The organism is Fodinibius halophilus, from assembly GCF_011059105.1.
Taxonomy (GTDB): Bacteria; Bacteroidota; Rhodothermia; order Balneolales; family Balneolaceae; genus Fodinibius; species Fodinibius halophilus.
On sequence record NZ_JAALLS010000012.1, the window covers coordinates 114037 to 137685 of the forward strand.

The 23649-nt window shown below is 42.2% G+C and carries 20 protein-coding genes; 12 read left to right on the forward strand and 8 right to left on the reverse strand.

Annotated features, from left to right (window positions below; translation table 11 throughout):
• Window positions 1–18: 18 nt before the first annotated feature.
• Window positions 19–1386, reverse strand: a complete 1368-nt coding sequence (locus tag G3569_RS10685; RefSeq protein WP_165268937.1) for a serine hydrolase domain-containing protein — start codon at window positions 1384–1386, stop codon at window positions 19–21.
• A 182-nt stretch (window positions 1387–1568) separates the two neighbouring features.
• Here G3569_RS10685 and G3569_RS10690 point away from each other — a divergent pair, with 182 nt between their 5' ends.
• Together G3569_RS10690 and G3569_RS10695 are read left to right on the forward strand one after the other, a co-directional pair.
• Window positions 1569–2345: a hypothetical protein gene (locus tag G3569_RS10690; protein WP_165268939.1), complete on the forward strand. Its 777-nt coding sequence runs from the start codon at window positions 1569–1571 to the stop codon at window positions 2343–2345.
• A 98-nt stretch (window positions 2346–2443) separates the two neighbouring features.
• A complete protein-coding gene (locus G3569_RS10695; protein WP_165268941.1) occupies window positions 2444–3631 on the forward strand; it encodes a DUF3095 domain-containing protein in 1188 nt (395 codons plus the stop codon).
• 5 nt (window positions 3632–3636) lie between these two features.
• Here G3569_RS10695 and G3569_RS10700 read toward each other — a convergent pair whose 3' ends face one another.
• On the reverse strand, window positions 3637–4203 hold the full coding sequence (locus tag G3569_RS10700) for an RNA 2'-phosphotransferase (RefSeq protein WP_205720143.1): 567 nt from the start codon (window positions 4201–4203) through the stop codon (window positions 3637–3639).
• 89 nt (window positions 4204–4292) lie between these two features.
• On the opposite strand from G3569_RS10700, the gene G3569_RS10705 reads away from it, so the two are divergent.
• The gene (locus G3569_RS10705; protein ID WP_165268943.1) at window positions 4293–4775 is read left to right on the forward strand and encodes a hypothetical protein; all 483 of its coding nucleotides are present in this window, start codon (window positions 4293–4295) and stop codon (window positions 4773–4775) included.
• Between the two features lie 69 nt (window positions 4776–4844).
• Here the strand turns inward: G3569_RS10705 and G3569_RS10710 are convergent, their stop codons facing one another.
• The gene (locus G3569_RS10710) at window positions 4845–6869 is read right to left on the reverse strand and encodes an alpha/beta hydrolase family protein (RefSeq protein ID WP_165268945.1); all 2025 of its coding nucleotides are present in this window, start codon (window positions 6867–6869) and stop codon (window positions 4845–4847) included.
• A 253-nt stretch (window positions 6870–7122) separates the two neighbouring features.
• On the opposite strand from G3569_RS10710, the gene G3569_RS10715 reads away from it, so the two are divergent.
• The 5 genes from G3569_RS10715 (at window position 7123) to G3569_RS10735 (ending at window position 13073) form a co-directional block, all read left to right on the forward strand.
• A complete protein-coding gene (locus G3569_RS10715) occupies window positions 7123–7743 on the forward strand; it encodes an ABC transporter ATP-binding protein (RefSeq protein ID WP_165268947.1) in 621 nt (206 codons plus the stop codon).
• Window positions 7744–7747: 4 nt separating this feature from the next.
• On the forward strand, window positions 7748–8539 hold the full coding sequence (locus G3569_RS10720) for an ABC transporter permease (RefSeq protein ID WP_165268949.1): 792 nt from the start codon (window positions 7748–7750) through the stop codon (window positions 8537–8539).
• A gap of 58 nt (window positions 8540–8597) precedes the next feature.
• Window positions 8598–9275, forward strand: coding sequence for a response regulator transcription factor (locus G3569_RS10725; RefSeq protein WP_165268951.1), 678 nt, complete (start codon window positions 8598–8600; stop codon window positions 9273–9275).
• A 5-nt stretch (window positions 9276–9280) separates the two neighbouring features.
• Window positions 9281–10552 (forward strand): sensor histidine kinase, encoded by a 1272-nt coding sequence (locus G3569_RS10730; protein WP_165268953.1) that lies wholly within the window; start codon window positions 9281–9283, stop codon window positions 10550–10552.
• A gap of 103 nt (window positions 10553–10655) precedes the next feature.
• Window positions 10656–13073 carry a TonB-dependent receptor gene (locus G3569_RS10735; RefSeq protein ID WP_165268955.1) on the forward strand — a complete coding sequence of 806 codons (2418 nt, stop codon included), beginning with the start codon at window positions 10656–10658 and terminating at the stop codon, window positions 13071–13073.
• A gap of 941 nt (window positions 13074–14014) precedes the next feature.
• On the opposite strand, the gene arsB is transcribed toward G3569_RS10735, so the two are convergent.
• The 4 genes from arsB to G3569_RS10755 all read right to left on the reverse strand — a co-directional run bounded on the left by arsB (window position 14015) and on the right by G3569_RS10755 (window position 17369).
• Window positions 14015–15076, reverse strand: a complete 1062-nt coding sequence (arsB, locus tag G3569_RS10740; protein ID WP_350356557.1) for an ACR3 family arsenite efflux transporter — start codon at window positions 15074–15076, stop codon at window positions 14015–14017.
• Window positions 15077–15423: 347 nt separating this feature from the next.
• The gene (locus tag G3569_RS10745; protein ID WP_165268957.1) at window positions 15424–16185 is read right to left on the reverse strand and encodes a metallophosphoesterase family protein; all 762 of its coding nucleotides are present in this window, start codon (window positions 16183–16185) and stop codon (window positions 15424–15426) included.
• 21 nt (window positions 16186–16206) lie between these two features.
• Entirely contained in the window at window positions 16207–17031 is an 825-nt protein-coding gene (gene arsM, locus G3569_RS10750; protein WP_165268959.1) for an arsenite methyltransferase, read from the reverse strand.
• A 2-nt stretch (window positions 17032–17033) separates the two neighbouring features.
• Entirely contained in the window at window positions 17034–17369 is a 336-nt protein-coding gene (locus G3569_RS10755; protein ID WP_165268961.1) for an ArsR/SmtB family transcription factor, read from the reverse strand.
• 593 nt (window positions 17370–17962) lie between these two features.
• Here G3569_RS10755 and G3569_RS10760 point away from each other — a divergent pair.
• The 4 genes from G3569_RS10760 to G3569_RS10775 all read left to right on the forward strand — a co-directional run bounded on the left by G3569_RS10760 (window position 17963) and on the right by G3569_RS10775 (window position 21407).
• On the forward strand, window positions 17963–18166 hold the full coding sequence (locus G3569_RS10760) for a hypothetical protein (protein WP_165268963.1): 204 nt from the start codon (window positions 17963–17965) through the stop codon (window positions 18164–18166).
• An 81-nt stretch (window positions 18167–18247) separates the two neighbouring features.
• Window positions 18248–19234 carry a c-type cytochrome gene (locus G3569_RS10765; protein WP_165268965.1) on the forward strand — a complete coding sequence of 329 codons (987 nt, stop codon included), beginning with the start codon at window positions 18248–18250 and terminating at the stop codon, window positions 19232–19234.
• A 285-nt stretch (window positions 19235–19519) separates the two neighbouring features.
• On the forward strand, window positions 19520–19864 hold the full coding sequence (locus tag G3569_RS10770) for a rhodanese-like domain-containing protein (protein ID WP_165268967.1): 345 nt from the start codon (window positions 19520–19522) through the stop codon (window positions 19862–19864).
• A gap of 106 nt (window positions 19865–19970) precedes the next feature.
• Window positions 19971–21407 (forward strand): pyridoxal phosphate-dependent decarboxylase family protein, encoded by a 1437-nt coding sequence (locus G3569_RS10775; RefSeq protein WP_165268969.1) that lies wholly within the window; start codon window positions 19971–19973, stop codon window positions 21405–21407.
• On the opposite strand, the gene G3569_RS10780 is transcribed toward G3569_RS10775, so the two are convergent.
• Window positions 21408–23396 carry an adenylate/guanylate cyclase domain-containing protein gene (locus G3569_RS10780; RefSeq protein WP_165268971.1) on the reverse strand — a complete coding sequence of 663 codons (1989 nt, stop codon included), beginning with the start codon at window positions 23394–23396 and terminating at the stop codon, window positions 21408–21410. It abuts the gene before it with no gap.
• Between the last annotated feature and the right edge of the window lie 253 nt (window positions 23397–23649).

The following is a 23649-nucleotide window of genomic DNA, read 5'->3' on the forward strand; positions in this document are numbered from 1 at the left end:
AAAGCGTCTCTTTTATAGTTATTTATTTCGTTTAAAGAGATAAGTGCCGCCAGCTTGTTTTAACATAAACTGCTGATACTTGCCATTACTTAAAGAATCAAACTCCATTTTAACTCCTGCTGGCTCGAAGCGAAAATCTGTTTTACTGCCGGCTGTTAACGGGAATGCTCCTTGGCCTGTTGCCTGAGCTTTTAATGTCCCCTTATCGGTAAATATTTTAATATCCATCGGCAGCTGGCCGGATTCATAATTTCCGGCATATTTTTTCATCTGCTTCTCGCTCAACGTAATCGTCTTCTTATCAAAAGATGGAATTTCAAATGGCCTGTTAAAATAGATACTCAAGGTTCCCAGCAGAATATCATTCATACTGTAATTTAACGCATTAGTTGTTACAGCCAGTGCTACATCTTCGCCGGGAAAGTATGAGAGATTTGACTTAAAACCATCTATCCCACCACCGTGCCCATAGGCAAAAGTGTTATAAAAAGGAATCTTCATTAATCCCATTCCCATGCCCTGCTTGGTATTCGTCATCTTGTCAAGAGATTCCTCGGAAACAACTTTTCCTTTAAATAATGCTCGAATAAAGTCTGTCAGGTCACCGGGTGTTGATACAATGGCACCTGCTCCACCCGGAATACTCATATCTGTTTCGGGAGCTTTTGTCCACCCTTCTTGTGATGGCCTGAAGGAATAAGCTTCATTTTTATCGGAAGAAATACTTCCACCGTAATAGGTATGCTCCAACTCTAGCGGCTCTGTAATCCGCTTTTCTAACTGATCAGCATACGATTGCCCGGTAATATCCTCAATAATAAAGCCGAGAAGCACATAATTAGTATTGCTGTAGCTTGTTTGTTGTCCGGGCGAAAATTGCGGTTCGTCATTACGAAACAGTTCCAATAACTGATCTTTGGAACGCTGCTCCGTCATCCAGTCGGAATAATCTGAAGCATTCGTAAAATTATACAGTCCCGCCCGGTGAGCTAATAGATGTTCAATAGTAATACTATCGGCTTGCGGAATTTCCGGATAAAAATCAGCCAATGAGGTATTCAATAACAGCTTGTCCTCTTCAATGAGTTGAAATATCATAGCTGCTGTAAATGTCTTGGTTACAGAACCGATACGATACTTCGTATGATGTCCGGCTTCTTTTTTCTGATCCTCATCGACGTAGCCCATCGTTTTCTGGTACGCCTCACTACCGGCAGAATCGATAGCGACTGAACCCATAATTTTATCTTTCTCTGCCAGCTTATTGAAATAGGTATCTAACTTATCCTGATCAAAGCTGGATGCAGATTGTGCATATAGCGCAGGCTGCAATAAAAGTGACAACAATACTACTGCCAGTGATACTCTCAATCGTGATTTCGTCATAATTTTGCCCTAATTTATATTTTCGTTCAAGCCCCGCTTACGAATGTAAGGCATCAGGTGTTACACTTCATTATCCCGCCATCTAAATACTTGACCTTAGCTATCAGTCTGCTAACTTATGGGGGTCTTGAGTACAATATTTTCAGTCTTTTTAATGTGAACAGTTAAGATCATGTTTAAAAATGATGTATGAAAATGTAGATACCCAGAATTGCCATCCCCCCGGCACCTTTTGCCGCCAACTTCCACACCCTTCCGGTGATGATCGAACTATTGAAAAGGCGGTTATAATGGAGCACCGCTTTGCATTTTTCTACTGGCTAAAATGGACCAACAGCCTCCGTGACAATGGTTTACTTACCCAATCGCCCCCCACACTGGTAACCATCGACTGGCATCGCGACTTGGCCCCCACCCCTGATGATCAAAAAAAGCGGTTGTTAGAGCTGGATCAATCCAATCTTTCTGATGTTTCGAACTATGTGTGGGCTCAGTTCGATCAAACGAACGACGGACATATCTTGTGTGCAACCTGGCTGAACCTTGTGGGAGATGTTATACTTCTCAAAAACTCAGCAGAAGATATGCACGATGTAGTTACCGACCACGATGGCAACAAGCACCATATACATGAATTTCGCTCTTTCGACCGATTCCAGGAATTTATGCTGGAACGCGACGATAAGAATATCTTTTTCGATGTCGATCTTGATTATTTTATTCACGGAAAGGGCAAACGCTATTATTCCGAAGATTTTAAACGCTATTCTGATAAAGAAATAACACAGGTCATAGATCCGAAGTTGCCTATCTTTCAGCATATTTTTCCCAAGATCGACGGTATCACACTAGCCCAAGAACCCGGCTATTGTGGGGGAATCGTCAACTCTTGTAAAATCATGGAAGTTATTCACAGTCAACTCTTTGGTGATGAAAATAATTGGCGACATCTCTTATAACACTCTTATTGAATTAATCACATGTGATATTAGTTTCAATAGCGAACACCCCTAGTAGAATTTAAGCCCATAACTATCATGCTACCAACTAATAATTGATGGCAAAAAGCGACTCCTCTAACTTTTATTCTGGCCTGCCGTTCATTGAAGATTTTTTTAATGCTTCTGATGACAATAATTATCATTCCCTACCATCTGACTGGCATGTCGCTGTTACCGATATCGTAAATTCCACGGCTGCTATAAATGATGATCGTTACAAGACCGTAAATATACTTGGAGCTTCTCCTATTGTTGGCATCCTCAACATTACGGACCGCAACAGTATCCCGTATGTCTTTGGAGGAGATGGATCTTCTTTTTGTATTCCGCCGGAACTCTATGAAGATGCTCGCTCAGTACTCGCAGCCAGTCGCCAAATTGGGAAAGAAGAATATGGGTTGGATATTCGGGCTGCAATCATTCCTATTTCGCACCTCAATGAAAAAGGATATGAGGTGAATGTTGCCCGATACCGTGCCTCAGAACACTATATCCAGGGCATCTTTTCGGGAGGTGGTCTCAGCTACGCAGAAGAGTTACTAAAGAAGCCCGGCCTGGATGAATATCGTATTGAAGCATCTTCGGGTGGTGAAGAGGTGGATTTCACCGGACTGGAGTGTCGTTGGCAAGAAGTGAAACAACCAAATAAAGAAGTTATAACCCTGCTTGTTAAAAACAGACCCGGGATTTCATCACCCGAAAAAGTATACCAGGAGGTGCTCCATAAAATGCGTGAAATTTTTGGATTTGATGATAAAACAAATCCTATTGCCCCTTCACAGTTACATATGAATATGTCTGTCTCTGAGCTTATGGGAGAAGTTAAATTGCGAACTTTTGGCCAACACTGGATTCAACAGCTTTTATACATAGTAAAGGCGCAACTCCAGATTCTTATTGGAAAGGTATTGATGGCCTTTAATTACGAGACCTCTGCAACAGACTGGGGACAGTACAAAACAGATATGGCTCTGAACTCCGACCATCGCAAATTTGATGATATGCTACGTGTAGTCATCAGTGGAAGCCCCAAACAACGGAAACAACTGCAAGCCTACTTGCAACAACAGTATGATCAGGAAAAGCTGGCGTACGGTATGCATATCACTGATGCCGCCATGATTACCTGTATGGTGTTTCAGTACCAAAACGAACACGTTCATTTTGTAGATGGGAAAGATGGGGGATATGTCACGGCCTCAAAAGAATTAAAAAAACGTCTAAGAAAACTAAAAAAGGGATAGTCAGTTTACATTTCTTCTATATACTCGGTCAAAACTTGTTTAGTAAGCCAAATATCAGGCTCACTTTCCGACTGGTAGAACTTAATACCATTCTTTGCCATTTTTTGTGATAAAACTTCTAGAATTACGGGCATTCCATGCCGCGCCCCTACCTGTTTGGCGTCATCCTTCTGGGCAGAAAGGTGCACAAAGTTTCGACTACCGGAATGCAATCCCTCTTCAAGAATTGATTGTACATTCTTTTGTGCTGTCCCATGGTAAAGCACTTCGGGCGGCTGCTTGGGGTGCAGTTGTAGATCTACGTCAATAGAATGCCCATAGCCGGCTCGAATATATTGTCCGTCTTCACTTATTATAAACCGTTGTTTATTGCTGTGCTCAATAACCTTTGTGATCTTCTTTCTGCTCAACAATCTTCCATCGGCTTCGGCTTTTGTTATTAACTCATTTATTGCAACCCATCCATTTTTATCTATCTCAACACCGATAGACTCGGGATGATGTCGTAGCACATAACTCAAAAACTTACTCAATGATACTAAATCAACCATCATCATATTTTTTGCTTGCAAATAATGAACCCTATTTACATTAAGTATATGAATTAGTATATAGATATAGGTTACAATACGAAAAAAGCAACAAGGGATTTGGATATATTATGAGTGAACATTCTCTTACCTCCCGTTCTAAATTTGGTCTTCTTTTTCTATTTGCCTTTATCGGATCTCCGATACTATATGCTTCTTACTTGAACTTTCAGATCGATGAAACCATGATAGGAGCTATGCTCATCGTGCTCTTTGTCTGTTGGGCGCTGGTAATTCTTTTGCTCACGGGCTTTAAAATAAAAATATCAGATACTGCTATCGAAAGAGAAGGCCTTATTGAACCCAGCGTTATAGAATATTCTGATGTTGAAGCTATTCACTTTGGCTCTACCTGGTCCGACTTCCACTTAGAAGCAGGGGATACCAAGCTTTTTATTTCAGAAGGTTTTGAAAACCAAGAAGATATTATCCAAAATGTTGTAAGTAAGATTCGCTCTGTAAAATCTTTTGATAGTATAGAGTGTACAGGAACATCCGAGGAAATTGAAAAATTTACTGACGCCCATAGCACCGGTAATCATACCGATAAATAAAATAACCCGCTAACATTGGCGAACCAACATCAGCGGGTTATATAATTGGCGAAGTTCTATCTCAGGAACTTATTTCTCGGCCTTCACTTTTACTGCCGGTCGTTGCTGCTCGTCCCCTTTTAAATACTCATTAAACCAGCGCATCATTCTGATGTTATAATCAAAGCGAGCAGTAGCTTTTGCATTTCCATGCCCTTCTCCGGGGTAAAGGACTAACCGAACGGGGGTATCGGTACGCGTTTTGATATGCCGATACAACTCATAAGACTGGCCGGGATCTACACGTGTGTCTTGCTTACCTGCCATTATGAGTAACGGGGTGTTTGCCTGTCCCGCATGATAGATGGGGCTGCGCTCTAAAAACGACTGATAATCATCCCAAATACGCTCGCGGGCGTGTACTAAAAACAACTCTTCAGGGATATCACTGGTTCCCCATTTTGAGATATTATTACTGATACCCACAAACATAACACCGGCCGCAAAACGATCAGTGTAGCGGGTAGACATCCAACCCGTAGCATAACCGCCATACGAGCCGCCGGTAACACCCACTTTAGCAGAATCTATTAATCCCACTTCAATAAGTTCATCAACACCGGCTACGATATCATCAAATTCGGCTCCTGCCATATCTGCCTGGCTGCTTTTGGCAAATGCTTCACCGCGCCCGGTACTTCCTCTGTAATTGGGATAAAAGACAAAGTAACCCTGAGCCGCTCCTACCTGCCCGGGGTCAGAATAGCCCGTAACCCAACCATTATCGTAATGTGCTTCAGGTCCCCCGTGTACCGAAGTAATCATTGGGTATCGTTTTCCCTCTTCAAAATCCAAGGGATACACAAGAATTCCCTGGAGTTCAGTTCCGTCTTCAGCTTTCCAGCTTACCACTTTTTGTTCCCCGAACTTTTTATTCTCAAGCCAGGGATTACTATTGGTTATACGTTTAAGATCTCCATCATTAAGTTGAAATAACTCCGAGGGATGGGTAGCAGTGCTCGCTGTAACAATGGTACTCCCGTCCGAAGTTCGATCAAAAGAACCAATACTGGGACCGTCACTGTCAACAATGGTGGTCATCTCGGTTCCATCAGTGTTGATACGCCCGTAGGTAGACCAAACACCCTTGCTCGTTAAATAGTAAATGGTGTCGTTTCCGGCCCATGCAAACTGCTCAAACTTTTGCTTCAGTTGTGGTTGCAGCTGGGTAGTTTCTCCACTTTCAGCAGAAATTACAAACAGGCGTCCTGCTGTAGGATCATGAATATCTGCTGCTGCAATCATAGCAAGCTTAGACCCATCAGGACTCCAACTAATATCTCCGAGTTTCCCTTCATGGTCTACCTCTGTAATAATTTCTTTACCATGATGTGCGGTAATCTTCACCTGTTGATGCATATAATAATCATCCACCAATGGCGTAGGAGCTACTGCAATAGCTAACCTTTTCCCCTCTGGGCTCCAATGCATTTGGTAAACAGAACCCTCAACTTGTAGCTGGTGAGGCTTATGACCTTCTTTGGCCAGGTTTGTGACAAATCCACGTCGCTGCTTTAGGTTTTCTTCATAAACTTCAGGTTCATAAGGCAGTGAAGATTCGGCAAACGCATTGGTATCAGCAGCCATAAAAGCAAGGTGATCACCATCCGAAGCCCAAGAATAGTCGGCAATAGCGGTTTTAAACGAAAAGATCTTTTGTGCTTCTCCGCCATTCATTGAAATCTCGTAAAGTGAAGTCGTTTCATCAGAAGACCGATGTCCCAAAAATGTAATAGTTCCGTGATTTGGGCGAAATGCGATATTACTCACACTCATGGTTGTGACATACGGCAAGGAATTACCGCTAGCCAAATCTGCTAAATACAGATGATAGCTCGCCGGCTTATTCTCTTTATGCGGATCTGCCTGCACGCGAAGTGTGTAAGCAGCTTTATCGCCGGATGGAGCAATCGCAATATCCGAAACCTGTTCTATATTAGCCACATCTTCAGGAGTAAGCACATCAGTTGAAGATTGTGCTCGTATGGCGGCCGGCCATAACAATACAATTGATACCAAAATTAATAACGAGTAGTTTGTTCGTGTTGAAATCATACCTGTTCCCATTTGTTCACAGTTATATAGTTTAGCAAATTCTTTTGATAGCGTCTTTCTGGTCCCACGGTATTACATACTAATACCTATTCGGACTATCTTGTCTTATTTGTGGAAGGTATAAAAAGTATTCATCCCAATCTATATATAAATTTGGAATAGAAGTTGGACCCCACCGGTCTTAATACTGTATCTTTAGTGATAATTTTTTTGTAAGCTACCACAGAATAATTGGCAATCTGAACTTTTTATATTGGCTAACCAACACGATATTATTTTTCAGCATGTCTCTTTTTCTTTTGGGGATGAAATAGTGCTTAATAACCTGTCTTTTAACATAAAAACAGGTTGTCACACCCTGATAAAAGGAGAGTCCGGCTCGGGTAAGAGTACTATCCTTAAACTATTGCTGGGCTTTTACCATCCTGATGAAGGTCGTATTAGATGGAAGGACAACACCATACATCCCCAGGAAATACGAAAGCAAACAGCGTGGCTTCCACAAGATTTAGACCTGGGCAGCCACAGCGTATCCAAGGTGATGGAAAAACCATTTGAGTTTAGCTGCAACCAAAAAAAGGCTACAACTGAGCATCAGAAAATTGAAATACTGAACCAACTGGGACTGCCCAAGAATATTCTGGACAAACCCTTTCGGACCCTTTCTACAGGACAGCGGCAGCGGGTGGGAATTGCTATCTGTTACTTGCTTGATAAACCTATCCTCTTACTGGACGAACCCACCTCGGCCCTTGATAGCAAATCAAAACGGCACATTGCAAACTTATTACTTTCCAACAAGGCTAAAACCATCATATCAACTTCACATGACCCTTCTTGGGTTAAAAAAGCAGATTATATCATAGAAATATAACGTTATGGAGATTATAGATCTCAGCTGGCTACAAATTGGAATGGGATTCATCATCCTGCTATTGCCGGCCTACATCCTCTGGAAATATAATACCGGCCTGAATAAAAAGCTGCTTACTGCCTGCCTGCGAATGGTCTTGCAACTGCTATTTGTGGGATATTACCTGGAGTATCTTTTTGAGTACGATAATCCCTGGGTCAATTCTGCTTGGATCCTCATCATGGTTCTGGTAGCAGACTTTGCTACTATTGACCGCAGTGATCTAAAACGAAAAGCCTCTACTTTGATACCCATATTCGGGGCAACGCTATTAGGAATCATTGTAATTGATCTTTTTTTCCTGGAGGTAGTGATACAGTTACCTAAACTTTTAGCAGCCCAATATACCATCCCCATAACCGGTATGGTGCTGGGCAACTGTCTGCGCAGTAATGTTATAGGGATTAATGCCTTTTACTACAAATTGGCTGACCATCGCGAACGCTACCAGTTTTACCTGGCCTGTGGCGCCTCCCGAACAGAAGCGTTACAACCATTTATCAGCGAGGCCCTGCAAAAATCAGCAAACCCGACTTTGGCATCGATGGCTACCATAGGGCTGGTTTCGCTCCCCGGTATGATGACAGGGCAGATCCTCAGCGGAAGCTCGCCCCTTATTGCCATCAAATACCAAATTATGATTATGGTCGCAATTTTTTCAGGAACAGTACTTTCGGTCTTTCTGGGAATTCTGTTTACCAACCAAATGACCTTTAAGGATACCGATATGCTGGATGAGTCGATTTTAAAAAACTAGCCCCTTCTTATAGGTTGTCTTCAGTTTTACTTCAAAATCATTTGCTATATTTTGATTTATGAAGTTACTCATTGTTGAAGACAACCAGGATTTACTGCAGAATATACAGACCTATCTTAAAAAGGAAGGGTACATCTGTGAATCCGCCAAAGACTATGAGCAGGCCTTTCACAAAGTAATGTCTTACACCTACGATGTTGTGCTTATTGATATTATGATTCCCGGTGGTTCGGGCTTGCAGGTACTGCGTAAATTAAAGGCCGTAAATCCTGAAACCGGCACCATCATCATATCTGCCAAAAATGCCCTGGACGACAAAGTGGAAGGGCTTGAGCTGGGCGCTGATGATTATTTAACAAAGCCTTTTCAGCTGCCCGAACTGCATGCTCGTATTAAAGCGGTCCATCGGCGCCAGCAACATAACGGTAAAGAACTAATTACTATAAATGAGATAACGATCAATACAAAAAAAATGGAGGTTACCGTAGATGACAATACGGCTGATTTAACACCCAAAGAATATGAGCTATTGGTCTATTTTTCGGCTAATAAAAATCATGTTCTCTCAAAACAAACCATCGCAGAACACTTGTGGGGCGATTACGTCGATCACCTGGATAATCTTGATTTTGTTTACCAACACATCAAAAACCTGCGTAAAAAATTAAAAGCTGCAGGAGCAACAGATTACATAGAAAGCGTCTACGGTATTGGTTATAAGTTTAAAGTCAGGTAACTGTTATGAGGCTCACATCAAAATTTGTGCTTATCTATTTAGCTGTTACCCTGGTAGTATTAAGTATCGGTGGCTATGTTTCTTACTTTATTATTAAGGGTGAGATCGACAAAGAGCTTAAATGGCGGTTTTTGGATCGCGTAAAACGTGTTACCTACCTCTTGGAACAAGGGCACCATTTTGACTATGAAGATGCCGGCTCTGATAATCATACCCACAACCATTTAACAATAACCCAACTTCCTGCAAAGGTAGAGCCTTCTGTTCAGGTTCGCGATACCATGGTTTGGGACAAACGTCTGCAACAGAGAGAGACCAACCTAAAATTAATTGCTATACGAAATGTGAATGGCCAGTCTTACCGTATAGCCACGCATGGAGCACTCGTTGAAACCGATGATATTACTGAAGCTGTTACAAAAATTCTTTTATGGATCCTGGGAATGCAGGTTATTGGGGCAATAGGAGTAGGGCTCATTGTATCAAACAGACTTTTTAAACCCTTTCGTAAAACGCTAGCTCAAATAAAAAACTTTTCCCTGCAGAATAAACAGCCTATAGAAGCTGAAAATACCAATGTAAAAGAATTTAATGATCTCAATACCTTTGTGGAAGAGATGACCCACAAAGCTGTGGGCGATTATAGAAACCTCAAAGAGTTTGCTGAGAATGCATCTCACGAATTACAAACCCCTCTATCCGTAGTTAAAGGAAAACTGGAGTTGCTTACCGAAACAGATCTCTCACCTAAACAATATCAACTTGTTGAAGGCAGTCAACGCTCTATCAAAAAACTTTCAAAACTTAGTGAGTCTTTGGCACTTCTGACAAAGATTGAAAACCATGAGTTCACTGACACCGAAGAGGTCAATATGACTCAACTAATTAAAGAAAGCACGACAATGTTTGAGGAGTTCATCACCCTCAATGGGCTTTCAGTAGAAACTGAACTGGAAACAGATGTTACTATTCGGATTCATTCAGTACTTGCAGATATTTTGTGGACCAACCTTTTCCAAAATGCGATTAAACATAATGTGGAAGGAGGGCATATCCACATAACATTAACACAAGAAAAGCTGATAATTAAAAATACCGGTCCAGAACCCGATCATCCTTTAGAAGAACTTTTTGGGCGTTTTAAAAAAGCCGACACCAGCTCAAGCTCTATAGGATTGGGCTTATCAATTGTTAAAAGAATTATTGATCAAAATAACTTTGATATTGCATACGCTTACCTAAATCAAGAACATATCATCAAGATCGATTTTTCCTAATATAAAATCTTCAAAGTTGCTTCAGTTTTGTTTCAGAGTTCACACAAATTCACTTGGTATGTTAAAGCTCTGAAATAATTAGAATCAATTTTACAAGTAACTGATGAAGAAAGGCTATCTGATACTATTCGTTATATTATTCGCACTTGCGCCCTCACTTTTTGCTCAGTCTGCAAAAGGAACTATCGCTGGTAAAATCATTGATCAACAAGGCCAACCTTTGGCCAGCACATCAATAGCAGTCTATGATTCAACACAATCAACTATACTTACCGGAGCTTCCAGCGATGCAGATGGAGAATTTAACATTACCATAAAACCGGGTAGCTATGTCATTAAAGTTACATACATATCCTACCAATCAATCACTAAACATGTTGAAGTTAACGCTGGCAAAACTACGGAACTGCAAGATATTGCAATGACACCCACGGCCGAAAGCCTGGGTGATATTTTTGTGCGTGCTGATAAATCCCAAATGCAGTTAAATTTCGACAAGCGTGTTTTTAATGTTGGCAAGGATATTACCAGCCTGGGGGGATCGGCAGTTGAAGTTTTAAATAACGTTCCTTCTATTGCTACGGATATTGATGGAAATATCAGCCTTCGAGGCAATGAGTCTGTTCGCGTGCTCATCAACGGAAAACCCTCGAGTATGGTCAGCGGCGATGTAGATGCTCTTCGCAGTATTCCGTCAACCATGATTAAAGAAGTAGAAATCATTACGAACCCCTCTTCTAAATATGCCGCAGAAGGCTCGGCAGGTATTATAAATATCATCCTGAAAAAAGAGCAAAGTCCCGGAATTAATGGAAGTGTAAATGCCGGTGTTGGCCTACCGGAGCAGTATGAAGGGTCAGCAAATCTAAACTACCGTGTCAAAAATATTAACTGGTTTATGGATATCGGAGCTGATTATCGATCTCAGCCGGAATCCGGCAGCTCCTTTCAACGATATGCCGGCCCTGATGCCGGGAATCCCGACACTACTTATATGTATCGGGAAAAAACCGATGCTATGGAATCAGAAATTGACGGTGACCTTCGGTTTGGAGCAGATATCTACCTTTCAGAAAATGAAGTGTTAACGGCCAACACCTACCTAAACCTCGAAAAAGAAACGAATAACGAAGATATACGGTATACCGACTACAACTACCGTTTAGGGGCAAAAGAAGGAACAGTCCAACAACAGGTTCTTCGAGATAATGTTGAAGAGCAGCAGGGCCGTAACCTTGACATAAAGGTAAATTACGAAAACAAAATTGACGGTGACGATCATACATTAGTCGCAGATGCAAGCTTTAATATCAGCCGTGAAGAGGCTGAGTCAGATATCGAAGAAACCATTCAACAGGGAAATACAACGCCTCTCAAACAACGAGCTGAAGATACTGAAGAGGAGATGGACCTACGATTCAATGCTGAGTATAAGCGACCCCTGGGCGAAAAAGGCAAATTGGAAGCAGGCCTCCGATCAGATACGGAGTGGATGGATAACAGTTATAGTGCAGCAACGCTGGTAAATAACAGTTGGCAAGAAGAACCGGCTTATACCCAAAACTTTCTTTATACCGAAAATGTTAATGCCGCTTTTGCTATTCTTGGTGGTGAATTTGGTTCTCTCTCCGGACAGATTGGACTACGCGCTGAAAACACCAATATACGAACAGAAATAAAAGGAACGGGAGATATGAACACCCAAAACTATATCGATCTTTTTCCCAGTATTTTCCTTAACTACTCCTTTAACGAACAGCAATCTATCCAGATTAGTTACAGCCGCCGACTGCGACGACCATGGTCGCGATCGCTTATTCCGTTTATCGATTTTGATGATCCGCGAAGTCAGTATACAGGTAATCCAAACCTAAAACCTGAGTTTAGTAATTCCTATGAAGCGGGATACCTGCATTATTGGGGAAGTGGGTCGCTGTTAACCAGCTTCTATTATCGACATCGAACAGATGTTATTGAACGTATTACTGAGCAACGTAACGGAGTGTTATTTCTGTTTCCTATCAACTTCGCAACTGAAAAAGCATGGGGCATTGAGCTTTCCGCGGATCAGGAAATTGCCGGCAGCCTCAATCTCACTGCCAATGCTAACCTGTTTCGATCTAATACGGAAGGGACTTACGAGAACCAGATATTCAACAGTGAATCTGACAATGTTCGGGGACGCATGCGCCTGCGCTGGGAAATCATTGATGGGTTAAACTACCAAGCCTCTATGCGTTACCGTGGACCCAGCGATACCCCACAGGGTACTCGTGAGGGAATGACTATGATGGATACCGGGTTTAGCTACGATCTACTGAATGAAAAGGCTAAAATATCATTCAGTGTCCGTGATGTTTTTGACGCCCAAAACTTTAATAATACGGTAACAACCAATGGTAACCCTGATACCGATTTCTATTCACATCGTGAGTTCAGTTGGTCTTCTCGTTCTTTCTCTATCAATTTTCAATACTTCTTTGGCGAGCAACAACGACAGGGCAGTGGCAGAAGGAATTAATAAACTATGCTGAGGATTAGCGTTTGAGTGGGATCTAATATTCCTGGAATTGCCACCGCCCCTAAACAGATGGATGAGATTTCTCACCACCTTACGGTGGTTCGAAATGACTTATGGGGTATCAACTGCTCGGGTTTATATTAATCACCCGACATATAGTGCGAGCGTCCCGCTCGTGCTATTGCCACAGACGCACTGGAAGTACGGCTTACACAGGCTCGGTGGTCAGTCACAGCGTCAAGAGGAACTCAGCGGGCTGTCCTACTGGTATCTCTTTTTCCTTCTCATTCAAAAATGATCATATGATGTAGGCTAATCTCTATTTCCCACTTTGTCACTCCGAGAAATACCAATGACGAGGAGTATCAAATTAGGTTACCTGTAAGAAACCATGGCAGAGGTACCGTGCTACGATATGGTTTGAGACTCCTCGCTGCACTCGGAGTGACAATTGGGTGGTGGAACTATAATAACAGTTCGTCGTCACTGGTGGCTTCGCTTATGCAGGTTACACATCAAAACCCCAGCACGTCACTCCGAGGAGCCTGGCGACGAGGAGTATCAAATCAGATTAACGGCAGTTAGCCTGCATTTCTCACCAAGAAATTGGTTCGTATGCAAGACGGGGGAAAACAACGGCAGAAACGTGCCTGGACGTTGCTTTCACCCTTCTCATGCTGGTTCGCCTACCGGCGGATATCTGACAAAGAATGGGAAACTGTGCTCATCGCGCAAGCGTCTCGCTTGTGCGATAAAACAAATAAATTTATATAGTACGAGCGGGACGCTCGCACTATTGGTTTTAGTCTATTTATAGTTCTAACCTGCATTTCGCAGCCGGCTACACACTGTTATACTATTTTCAGCCTTAGAATAAATGTAACTAGCTGTCTGCCACGTTATTACAAGAAATATAAAATTATCCTTGTGAGAAATGCAGGCTAGTCCTGTAATGAATATTCACGCTTTTTGTACCGGTTCTTATTGGCAAACTTCACCAAGGACAACATAATCGGCACCTCTATGAGTACCCCCACAACTGTTACCAGGGCGGCTCCCGATTTCAAACCAAAAAGAGCAATAGCTACTGCTACCGCCAGCTCAAAAAAGTTGCTGGCTCCAATCATCGAAGCAGGAGCACAAATACGGTAGGGGAGGTTGATCCAACGTCCGCCATACCATGCTAATGCAAAAATGATGTAGGTTTGAATAGCCAGTGGAATTGCGATAAATAGGATAACGAATGGTTCTGCTAAAATTCGTTCACCCTGATAAGCAAAGAGTAAGACCAAAGTGATTAAAAGTGCCGAAATGGACACCGGCTCAAATTTGGGCAGAAACTTCTTGGTGTACCATTCCTTCCCTTTTCTACCTACCATTATTTTGTGGGTAAGGTATCCGCCAGCCAAGGGAATTACAACGAAGGTTACTACCGAGGCAATAAGGGTGTTGTACGGTATTTCAATATTCGTAATACCCAGTAACAAACCCACTATAGGGATGAAAGCAACTAAAATAATCAAATCATTTACGGAGACTTGCACCAGGGTATAGTTGGGATCCCCATCTGAGAGGTAAGACCACACAAACACCATAGCCGTACAAGGGGCCGCTCCCAAAATAATCGCTCCGGCTATGTACTGATCCGCCATTTCCGGGCTTAGCCAGGCTGAGTACAGCTGGTCAAAAAATAACCAAGCAAAGAATGCCATAGAAAAGGGCTTAACCAACCAGTTAATCACCACGGTCCACACCACTCCCTTTGGTGATCTCCCGATCTCTTTTAAAGAGGAAAAATCAATCTGTAGCATCATAGGATAGATCATCAACCATATTAAAATAGCTACCGGAATATTCACCTGGTAATAGGTCAAATCGCTGAGCACCTCAATCTGATCGCCCATTATGGCACCAAGTCCAATGCCTACCCCAATACACAGGAGTACCCAGACCGTTAAATATCGTTCAAAAAAACTAATCGCACTATTGTTGTTTGAATCCACTGCTGTTTAGTAATAAAAATCTAAGTTATAGTTAAGTTCTCACCGGTTAAATACAAGTAGGGTGTCATCCTGAACCATCTACTGACTTTCAGGATCTCGTTAAACCTAGTAACGTTGATACATGATGGCAACAGATCAACGGTGATTCTCACCAGGAGATCCCGGATCAAGTCCGGGATGACAAGAGGTTATGTATTGCTTAAAATCTGGCTTATGAGTTCCTCCTTGGAGAAGAGCCTGTCCGCCTACTGGCGGAAGGACAGGAGGATTGACCTCATTCTTCTGAATTTTGTAGCTCAACATCGTTCTTCCTTAACCGGGTTATATAGTTCATTTAAAAAACGAATCTAATAGGCATTGCGTAGCATATCAGCAAAAGCATTTGGCAGCTCTGATTCTATAATCGCTTCTGCTGCCTGCTCTACCTCATACTCTACGCGGTGAAAAGTCACTTCTATTGCTCCCGGCTTACTGAAATCAGGGATCCCTTCCCATTCGAGCATGGCGTAGCAGGCCCGCGGATCTCCGTCTTTGGGTTTGCCCACTGAACCTATATTTATGGCATGACGATAGGTCTGACCATCCTTTATAATCTTATGAAATGGTTTATGTGTGTGACCAAATGCGAGTAGATGAGTATTGGCAGCCTCCATCATCCGCCTAAAGCTTTCGTCAGGGCGATCTTCATACAGATATTCATTAATTTTGCGGGGACTTCCATGAACCATCAACAGCGACTGCTTCTGCTTTACACTGACGGCTTCCATCCTAAAATGGGAGGGAAGACTTTTTAAGTACGATCTATTGTCATCGGTTATGATACCATTGGTAAACCGAATAGAACGCTCTCCACGTTTTTTATCCTCATCTGTTTTATAAGCACACCCACATTCGTTACTATTTTGGCCCACGCCATAATCATAATTACCTGCAATGGTAGGAATATGGCGTGCTCTTATCGCTTCAATCACTTCATTGGGCCAGGGGGCATATCCTACTAAATCTCCCAGGCAGTAAATAGCATCGGGCTTTCGGCCGTCAATATCAGAGAATACCGCTTCAAGAGCCGGCAAGTTAGCGTGGACATCACTAAATAATGCAATTTTCATAATCTCAATTCCGACCTTGCTTTATCCTTTCCGTTCTGCATAAAGCGTAATTGAAAAAATACCGGTACCGGAGTCTTTGAACTGCTGTTGTTCATCCTCAGACAAGTACTTTTCTAAAATACCATCGGGAAGTTGAATCCTCTTCTCTTTTTGAACTTTAAGATTGGTAAAGCCTGCCTCTTCTACAATTTCCAGATAATCTTCTTTGTTGATGGCTCCTGCCACACAACCCGCATACATCTCAGCATCTTCTTTTATTGTATCCGGGAGCTCACCTGATATTACCACATCCGAAATACTAAAGTGCCCGCCTTCTTTTAGGATACGATAGGTTTCGCCAAAGGCTTTTCGTTTATCCGGCACCAAGTTCATCACGCAATTGCTTACTACTACATCAGCCAACTCATCTTCCAGGGGCATCTCTTCTATATCCCCCATCACGAACGATACATTCTCAAAACCCAGCTTAAGTGCGTTTTTACGAGCCTTGACTATCATCGGCTTCGTCATATCTAACCCTATAACTCTGCCGGTCTCACCCACCTCTTTTCGCGCCACAAAACAATCGTTTCCGGCCCCCGATCCTAAGTCAACAACGGTATCCCCTTCCTTGATATGAGCGTATCCGGTGGGTAGCCCACATCCCAGCCCCAAATCGGCCTCTTCGTTATAACCTTCCATCTCAGAATAGTCGTCAGCAAAAACGGCATAGTCTACGGTATCACATCCACAGGATGATCCACAACAAGAACCTTCATTTTCGGACTTTGACTGCTCACTGATGGCAGCATATTTCTGTTTTACCGTTTCTTTAAGTTGATCGGATTTCTTTTTGTCAGATGTCATAATCAGCAGCAGTTTTGAGTTGTAGATATAACCAAATCTTGTGCAAATGCAGTGATAATATCATTAAATTCTTCCACGACCTCTTCATTTAGGCAATAACAGGTGCGTACACCATCTACTTCGCCTTTGATAATACCGGACTTTTTAAGCGCTTTTAAATGCTGAGAAATAGTTGACTGTGCCAGGGGCAGCTCATCAGTAATATCCCCGCAAATACAGTTGGCACGTTCGGCAAGGAGCTGAAGTATTGCTATACGCGCCGGATGCGCCAGGGCTTTAGACAATTCCGCAATACGCTTTTGCTTGTCGTCAAAGAGTTCTGCTTTATTTAAGGCCATAACAAATCGTATATCGCAATTTTACGATTAAAATAACTCATCCTTAATTGATATGCAACAGAGGAGGCCGGCTGATCTAAAGCAATGAGGCAAAATGAGCTATTTTACCGTCCCTTTTCGCATGTACTACTAGTAGGGAGCTTTGCAAAACTCGGTATGTCATCCTGAATTCAGTTCAGGATCTCTGTTTTAATGCTAATAACTGTATATNGTAAAGAAGTATCCTTTTCTTGCGGATTACGCATCATACACAGGTTAAAGGAGGGTTCTGCAAAGCCTATATTTTTGAACCTGTCATCGCGAGTGCCGCATTTTGGGGACGTGCCGCCCCCCCCTAGGTTGGGAGATTATCGCATTACGCTCATAACATTCGATCCATTCGCAGTAACGCGAGGATTTTGCAAAGCCCGTTAAAAAATATTTTGGTATCCGTTAATCGCCAATTAATGACCTCATTTAATCCCGCTGGTGGTCGTTGCCTGATACGCAGTGGCCATCTTTTCCACTGATACTCTTTTCTGATTCTGTTTTCATAAAGAGGGCTATTGTACTTATCTTCAGCTAAAGAAACTTCTGGACAAACAATACGTTCCGTGATTGAATCCTACAAATTAGGCTCTATTAGCGTCGAAATTACTGAAACCGATCATCCAAAAAAGTTGCAGGTTACTTGTAACGATGGCAACTATCGTTCGGAATTTACGATCAACAAGTATGAATATGAGAACTACAAGCGGCATATGAATCAACGCATAAAAAATGCCTACGACGAGCAATACACCGATGAAGAGGAATAGCTGATACTTTCATTTTCCTTTTTTCCTGCTATATTATGATTATTAACAAGAGATAGAACATGACTAGTAGGGGGTTTAGGGATGAAGAAAGCAATCTTTTCTATAATAATTGTACTCGTAATAACAATACTTGGAGGTCTCAGCTACCTTTATATTGCCTTTCCAGCCGTAAAACCGGCTCCGGATATATCGGTAAAAGGAACACCGGCTCAGATTGAACGCGGTAAATACCTGGCTGAGCATGTTACCGTATGTATCGACTGCCACTCAAACCGCGACTGGAGCAAATTTTCGGGCCCCATAAAATCAGGGACATATGGCCGAGGCGGCGATATCTTTAATGAAAAGATGGGGATGCCCGGAACCTTTTATGCCCAAAATATTACTCCCCACAACCTTGGCAACTGGACCGACGGTGAAATATACCGAACTATTACTACCGGGGTAACTAAAGAGGGTAAGCCGATGTTTCCTGTGATGCCGTATCCCGCCTATGCTAAGATGGATCCCGATGATGTAAAAGCAATAATTGCTTACCTGCGTACCCTTGAACCTATTACATACAATGCACCCTCCTCAGAACCCAACTTTCCAATGAATTTAATTATGCGCACCATTCCACAGGAAGCACAACCGATGGAGCGTCCACCGAAAAGTGACCCTGTTAAGTACGGTAAATACTTAACTCTTATTGGGGGATGTGCAGAATGCCATACTCCACAAAAACAAGGAGCTGATATTGAAGGCATGTACTTGGCCGGCGGCTTTGAATTTGGAATGCCTAACGGTACCGTACGCTCTGCAAATATTACCCCACACCAAAAATATGGTATAGGTCGCTGGTCAAAAAACGAATTTGTGGAAAGGTTTAAACAGTATGACGTACCCACTGATTCTCTGTCTTCTGTTAGCGGGAACCAGTTCAACACCATCATGCCCTGGAAAATGTATGCAGGGATGACTGATGAGGATTTAGAAGCCATCTATGAATATCTTCAAACCGTAGAACCGGTCGACAATTCGGTAAATAGATTTACTCCTAAAACAGAGACAACAGCAAAAAAATAAATACCCTAGAGTCTATAACATAACCTCTGAAAGTGCCCATAGCTACTTTATAGGGAGCTTTGCAAAGCCCGGCATGTCATCCTGAATTCAGTTCAGGATCTCGGTTTTAAGGTTAATAACTGTATATGAGATGCTGAAACAAGTTCAGCATGACAAGGTGTGACTAGTTTTGCAAAGCCCCCTTATAACAAGAGAATGAACGGAATGACAGACCCGGCCTCTTTGTTATAGAATGCTATATTTTCAAAACCGAATGTTGAATAAAACTAGCATGAGGTGATAGTTATGGCACTTACCATGGAACGGATTTCTGCTCCTGAACTTTATGATCGATTGAAGTCCAAGCATCGTCCTGTTTTAATAAACGCCTTATCAAAAGAAGCCTTTCAAGCAAAGCGTATTCCAGGCTCTATTAACCTAACAGAAGATAACCTTGAATGCGCTGAACAAATATTGCCTGACAAAGACCAAGATATTGTAGTCTATTGCGCCAATGCCGACTGCGATGCTTCTCCAAACTTAGCCAATAAACTTACCGACATGGGATACAAAAATGTTTGGGATTTTGAAAAAGGACTCGCAGGTTGGCGTGAAGCCGGATACAACTTGAAAGGCAGTGAAGTAAATTAATGTTATAATTCTATCATTCAGGCCGCGGCGTGTTTACATCGTCACGGCTTTTTTTATTTTGGGTTAGATTAAACGTCCCCCTTAGCTCACTTATAGTCAGCACTTAATGAAAGAACAGATCAAGCAGTTAGAAAAACAGTCCCGAAAGCTGGAACCTTCCAAAAAGAAACGAAATCACTTTTTTGAAAAAGCAAAGGATTACAGCCAGTCATTCTTAGATGACCTGCCAGACCTTCCGGCCTATCAAGAAGATGAAAACATGGGCGACGGGGTTTACGACCTCCCTTTCGAAGATTCTCCCAAAAAATTAGATGCTATTCTGGACTTATTAAAATCTGAAGTTGACCGGCCGGGACTTAATCCCGCTTCCGGAAAACATGCAGGCTATATTCCCGGGGGCGGTGTATACCCCTCGGCCATTGCTGATTACCTAGCAGCCGTAACAAACAGATACGCCGGCGTATTCTTCTCCTCGCCGGGGGCTGTACGGATTGAAAATATGTGTATCCGTTGGATGTGTGACCTGATAGGTTACCCCGATAGCGGATCGGGGAATCTGACTTCCGGTGGCTCTATTGCCAATCTTATTGGGCTTGTTGTTGCGCGAGACGAATCGGGGATTACAGCTTCTGACTTTGAACGAGCAGTCATCTATACAACACGACAAGTACATCACTGTGTTATTAAAGCCATTAAATTCGCAGGACTGCGAGAGGCTACCGTACGCACCATTCCGATGGATGATCACTATTGTATGAAATCTGATGAGCTTAATAAGCAGATAATAGCAGACAAAAATGACGGCCTAATACCATTAACAATATTTGCCTCGGCCGGTACTACTGATATTGGGGCTGTAGATCCACTTAATGAGATAGCTGAAATTGCTGAGCAACACGATCTCTGGTTCCATGTAGATGCTGCCTACGGTGGGTTCTTTCTGCTTACCGAACATGGACAAGAGGTGATGCGTGGGATTGAAAACTCTGATTCGGTCACCATAGATCCCCATAAAGGCCTGTTTCTACCCTATGGGTCTGGCGCACTGCTTGTCAAGGATGGGCAGAAGCTGTACGACTCCCAACATATGACCGCCAACTACCTGCAAGACACCCTTAAAGCCACCGAAGAGGCTTCTCCTGCCGACCTGTCACCCGAACTATCTAAACATTTCCGGGGACTTCGCATGTGGCTGCCGCTGCAATTATTTGGAATTGAACCCTTTCGGGCGGCCTTAGATGAAAAGCTGATGCTTAGCCGCTACTTCTACCAAGAAGTGCAAAATATTGATGGTATAGAAGTAGGCCCCGAACCGGAACTGTCCGTGATGTTCTTTCGATATCTACCAGAAGAAGGCGATCCTAATGAATTCAATAAAAAGCTGGCAGATGCCATTCATGAAGATGGTCGTGTATTCTTATCATCAACACACATTAATGGGACTGTTTACCTGAGACTGGCAGTACTTAATTTTCGCACCCACCTGGATGATATTGAGCTAATACTAAATGTACTGAAAGAGAAAATAGAATTATTGCAATAACTAATCAGAAGTTTTCATAATACCATAGTCAGGCCATTCCAAAGCACGAATAGAAGTAGTAAGACCTATGCTATTAATCAGCTCCTTAAATCTTGGATCAGACTTTAGCGGGTCCCAGATGGGATCGGTATTTATAAAAAGTGACTTGCCAATTTTATCATCTACGGCCCTCTGAAGATGAAAAAATGCTTCATCAAACTTTTCTAATCCCACATATATTTGTGCAACATCTACGGAAGTTATAGTATATCGTCCCCCAGTGCCACCAAGCTGTAACAGATCTAAAAAATGGGTGGCTATTTCATCCATTCCTTTTTTGGCAGCCACATAAACAAGCTGTGGAATATTTTCTTGTTCCTGGGATACCAGGTTCTGGTATATATCAAAAGTGTTGTGGGCCTCTTCTTCTTTCCCCATTGCCATGTAAGCCCACCCCTTACCGTCAATGGCCGACAGAAAAGATGCGTCGAGCTCTAATGTATAATCAAATTGTTCGATAGCCTGTTCGTACTTTCGGGCAAAATAAAATGTTCTGCCCAATCCTACATTATACATTAAACTCGATGGTTTACACTGTAGCGCCAACTCCATCCATTTTATGGCCAGTTCCGGTTTCCCCATCACATTGAGAAATATCGCATACAAATAGTAAGTACGGCTATTATTCTCAATATTTTCCAGACTTTTGGCAAAGCTGCGGTTAGCACCTGTGAAATTATAGTTTAAGAAAAGCTCAATAAAAGCTGTGACCGCATATTGCTGTTTATTCTCACTGTTAACTTCACAAAGCTTTTCAATATACTGCTCCGCTTTTTCAAATGCCCGCTGGGCAGGGCTCTGCCCCATAATTCCCAGGTAACAGTAACATAGCGCAAGTTCAATATAGGACTCCTCTAAATGGGGATCTTGATCAATAGCTTTTTTAAATAGCTCAATAGCCTTTTCTATACCGGGGAGAGTAAACTTTTGTTCATGAAAGGTCCCTTCCAGGTAGGTTTTAAAAGCATCTTGATCAACAGGTAGAGTTGAAGTTTTAACAGTATTTTGCTTCTCCTCAACCAATTCCGGATCAAATTTTTCCAGAATTTCATTTGATATCATATCTTGTATTTCAAAAATATTATCAAGATGCCCGTCGTAGGTTTCCGACCAGAGATGAAATCCTTCATCAGTCTCAATTAGCTGTGCCGTAACACGGACTCGGTCCTTATATTTACGTACACTCCCTTCTAACACATGAGAAACTGATAGCTGATCTCCAATTTGACGAATATCTTCGTTACGACCTTTGTAGGCAAAAGCTGAGGTCCGGGAAATTACATCCAGAGTATCCATCTGTGTTAAACCGTTGATGATTTCCTCAGTAAGCCCATCACTAAAATGATCAAACTCCCCTTCGCTACTCATATTTACAAAAGGAAGTACAGCAATTTTATTTGATAGCCTGCCCGTTTTTTTCTCAACCTCTCGTAACGTAGGTACTTCGATACCACTGTTGCTTACAGCATATATCGACAACGGCTGCCTCACATTTTTTAGCCGATACGAACCTAACGCTTTTGTTTTAATTTCTGGATGATTTTTTATCTCTTCTTTCACCTTCTCAGATATGATAATGCCCCCCGCTGACGACAATGATTCTAAACGAGAAGCAATATTTACCGCATCCCCGAACACTTCATTATCATTATAGGCAATGTCTCCCACATGAATACCGATACGAAGGGGCAGGCGCGGAGACTTGAGATCGTTCTGAATACCAATACTACACTGTACCGCATTACAAACACTGCTGAAGATCGTTAAGGCACCATCTCCAAAATAATGCAACACTTTCCCCTCAAACTCTTGCGCTCGTTTTTCCAGGGTGTTTCGGTGTCGGTCCAACTGCTGGCTTGCTTTTTTTTCATCTTCTTGCATCAAAGCTGTGTATCCAACAATATCGGTGAATATCACTGCTGCAAGTTGGCGAACCTTATCTGAACCCATATCAACGCTTTAAACTTGTGCCTATTAAATCTAGTGTAGCATCCCTTCCAACTGTAATGCAAAAAAGATAAATAAAGCTGGATAGAAATGTTGATCACCCTATATTAAAAAAAACTAATACATAAAATATCTCCACACACTTACTTCAACTTTTGTAGAAAAAAATGCTCATATACCATTTCAAGCAACTTTTTTATTACAAATGAATTTACTTTAAATATTTGCTGTGTTCAATCCATTAATGCAACAGAGG

Coding starts and splice junctions, on each gene's coding strand:
- G3569_RS10685 (WP_165268937.1), bottom strand. CDS start 1,386: ATGACGAAATCACGATTGAGAGTATCACTGGCAGTAGTATTGTTGTCA.
- G3569_RS10690 (WP_165268939.1), top strand. CDS start 1,569: ATGATGTATGAAAATGTAGATACCCAGAATTGCCATCCCCCCGGCACC.
- G3569_RS10695 (WP_165268941.1), top strand. CDS start 2,444: ATGGCAAAAAGCGACTCCTCTAACTTTTATTCTGGCCTGCCGTTCATT.
- G3569_RS10705 (WP_165268943.1), top strand. CDS start 4,293: ATGAGTGAACATTCTCTTACCTCCCGTTCTAAATTTGGTCTTCTTTTT.
- G3569_RS10710 (WP_165268945.1), bottom strand. CDS start 6,869: ATGATTTCAACACGAACAAACTACTCGTTATTAATTTTGGTATCAATT.
- G3569_RS10720 (WP_165268949.1), top strand. CDS start 7,748: ATGGAGATTATAGATCTCAGCTGGCTACAAATTGGAATGGGATTCATC.
- G3569_RS10725 (WP_165268951.1), top strand. CDS start 8,598: ATGAAGTTACTCATTGTTGAAGACAACCAGGATTTACTGCAGAATATA.
- G3569_RS10730 (WP_165268953.1), top strand. CDS start 9,281: ATGAGGCTCACATCAAAATTTGTGCTTATCTATTTAGCTGTTACCCTG.
- G3569_RS10735 (WP_165268955.1), top strand. CDS start 10,656: ATGAAGAAAGGCTATCTGATACTATTCGTTATATTATTCGCACTTGCG.
- G3569_RS10745 (WP_165268957.1), bottom strand. CDS start 16,185: ATGAAAATTGCATTATTTAGTGATGTCCACGCTAACTTGCCGGCTCTT.
- arsM (WP_165268959.1), bottom strand. CDS start 17,031: ATGACATCTGACAAAAAGAAATCCGATCAACTTAAAGAAACGGTAAAA.
- G3569_RS10755 (WP_165268961.1), bottom strand. CDS start 17,369: ATGGCCTTAAATAAAGCAGAACTCTTTGACGACAAGCAAAAGCGTATT.
- G3569_RS10765 (WP_165268965.1), top strand. CDS start 18,248: ATGAAGAAAGCAATCTTTTCTATAATAATTGTACTCGTAATAACAATA.
- G3569_RS10770 (WP_165268967.1), top strand. CDS start 19,520: ATGGCACTTACCATGGAACGGATTTCTGCTCCTGAACTTTATGATCGA.
- G3569_RS10775 (WP_165268969.1), top strand. CDS start 19,971: ATGAAAGAACAGATCAAGCAGTTAGAAAAACAGTCCCGAAAGCTGGAA.
- G3569_RS10780 (WP_165268971.1), bottom strand. CDS start 23,396: ATGGGTTCAGATAAGGTTCGCCAACTTGCAGCAGTGATATTCACCGAT.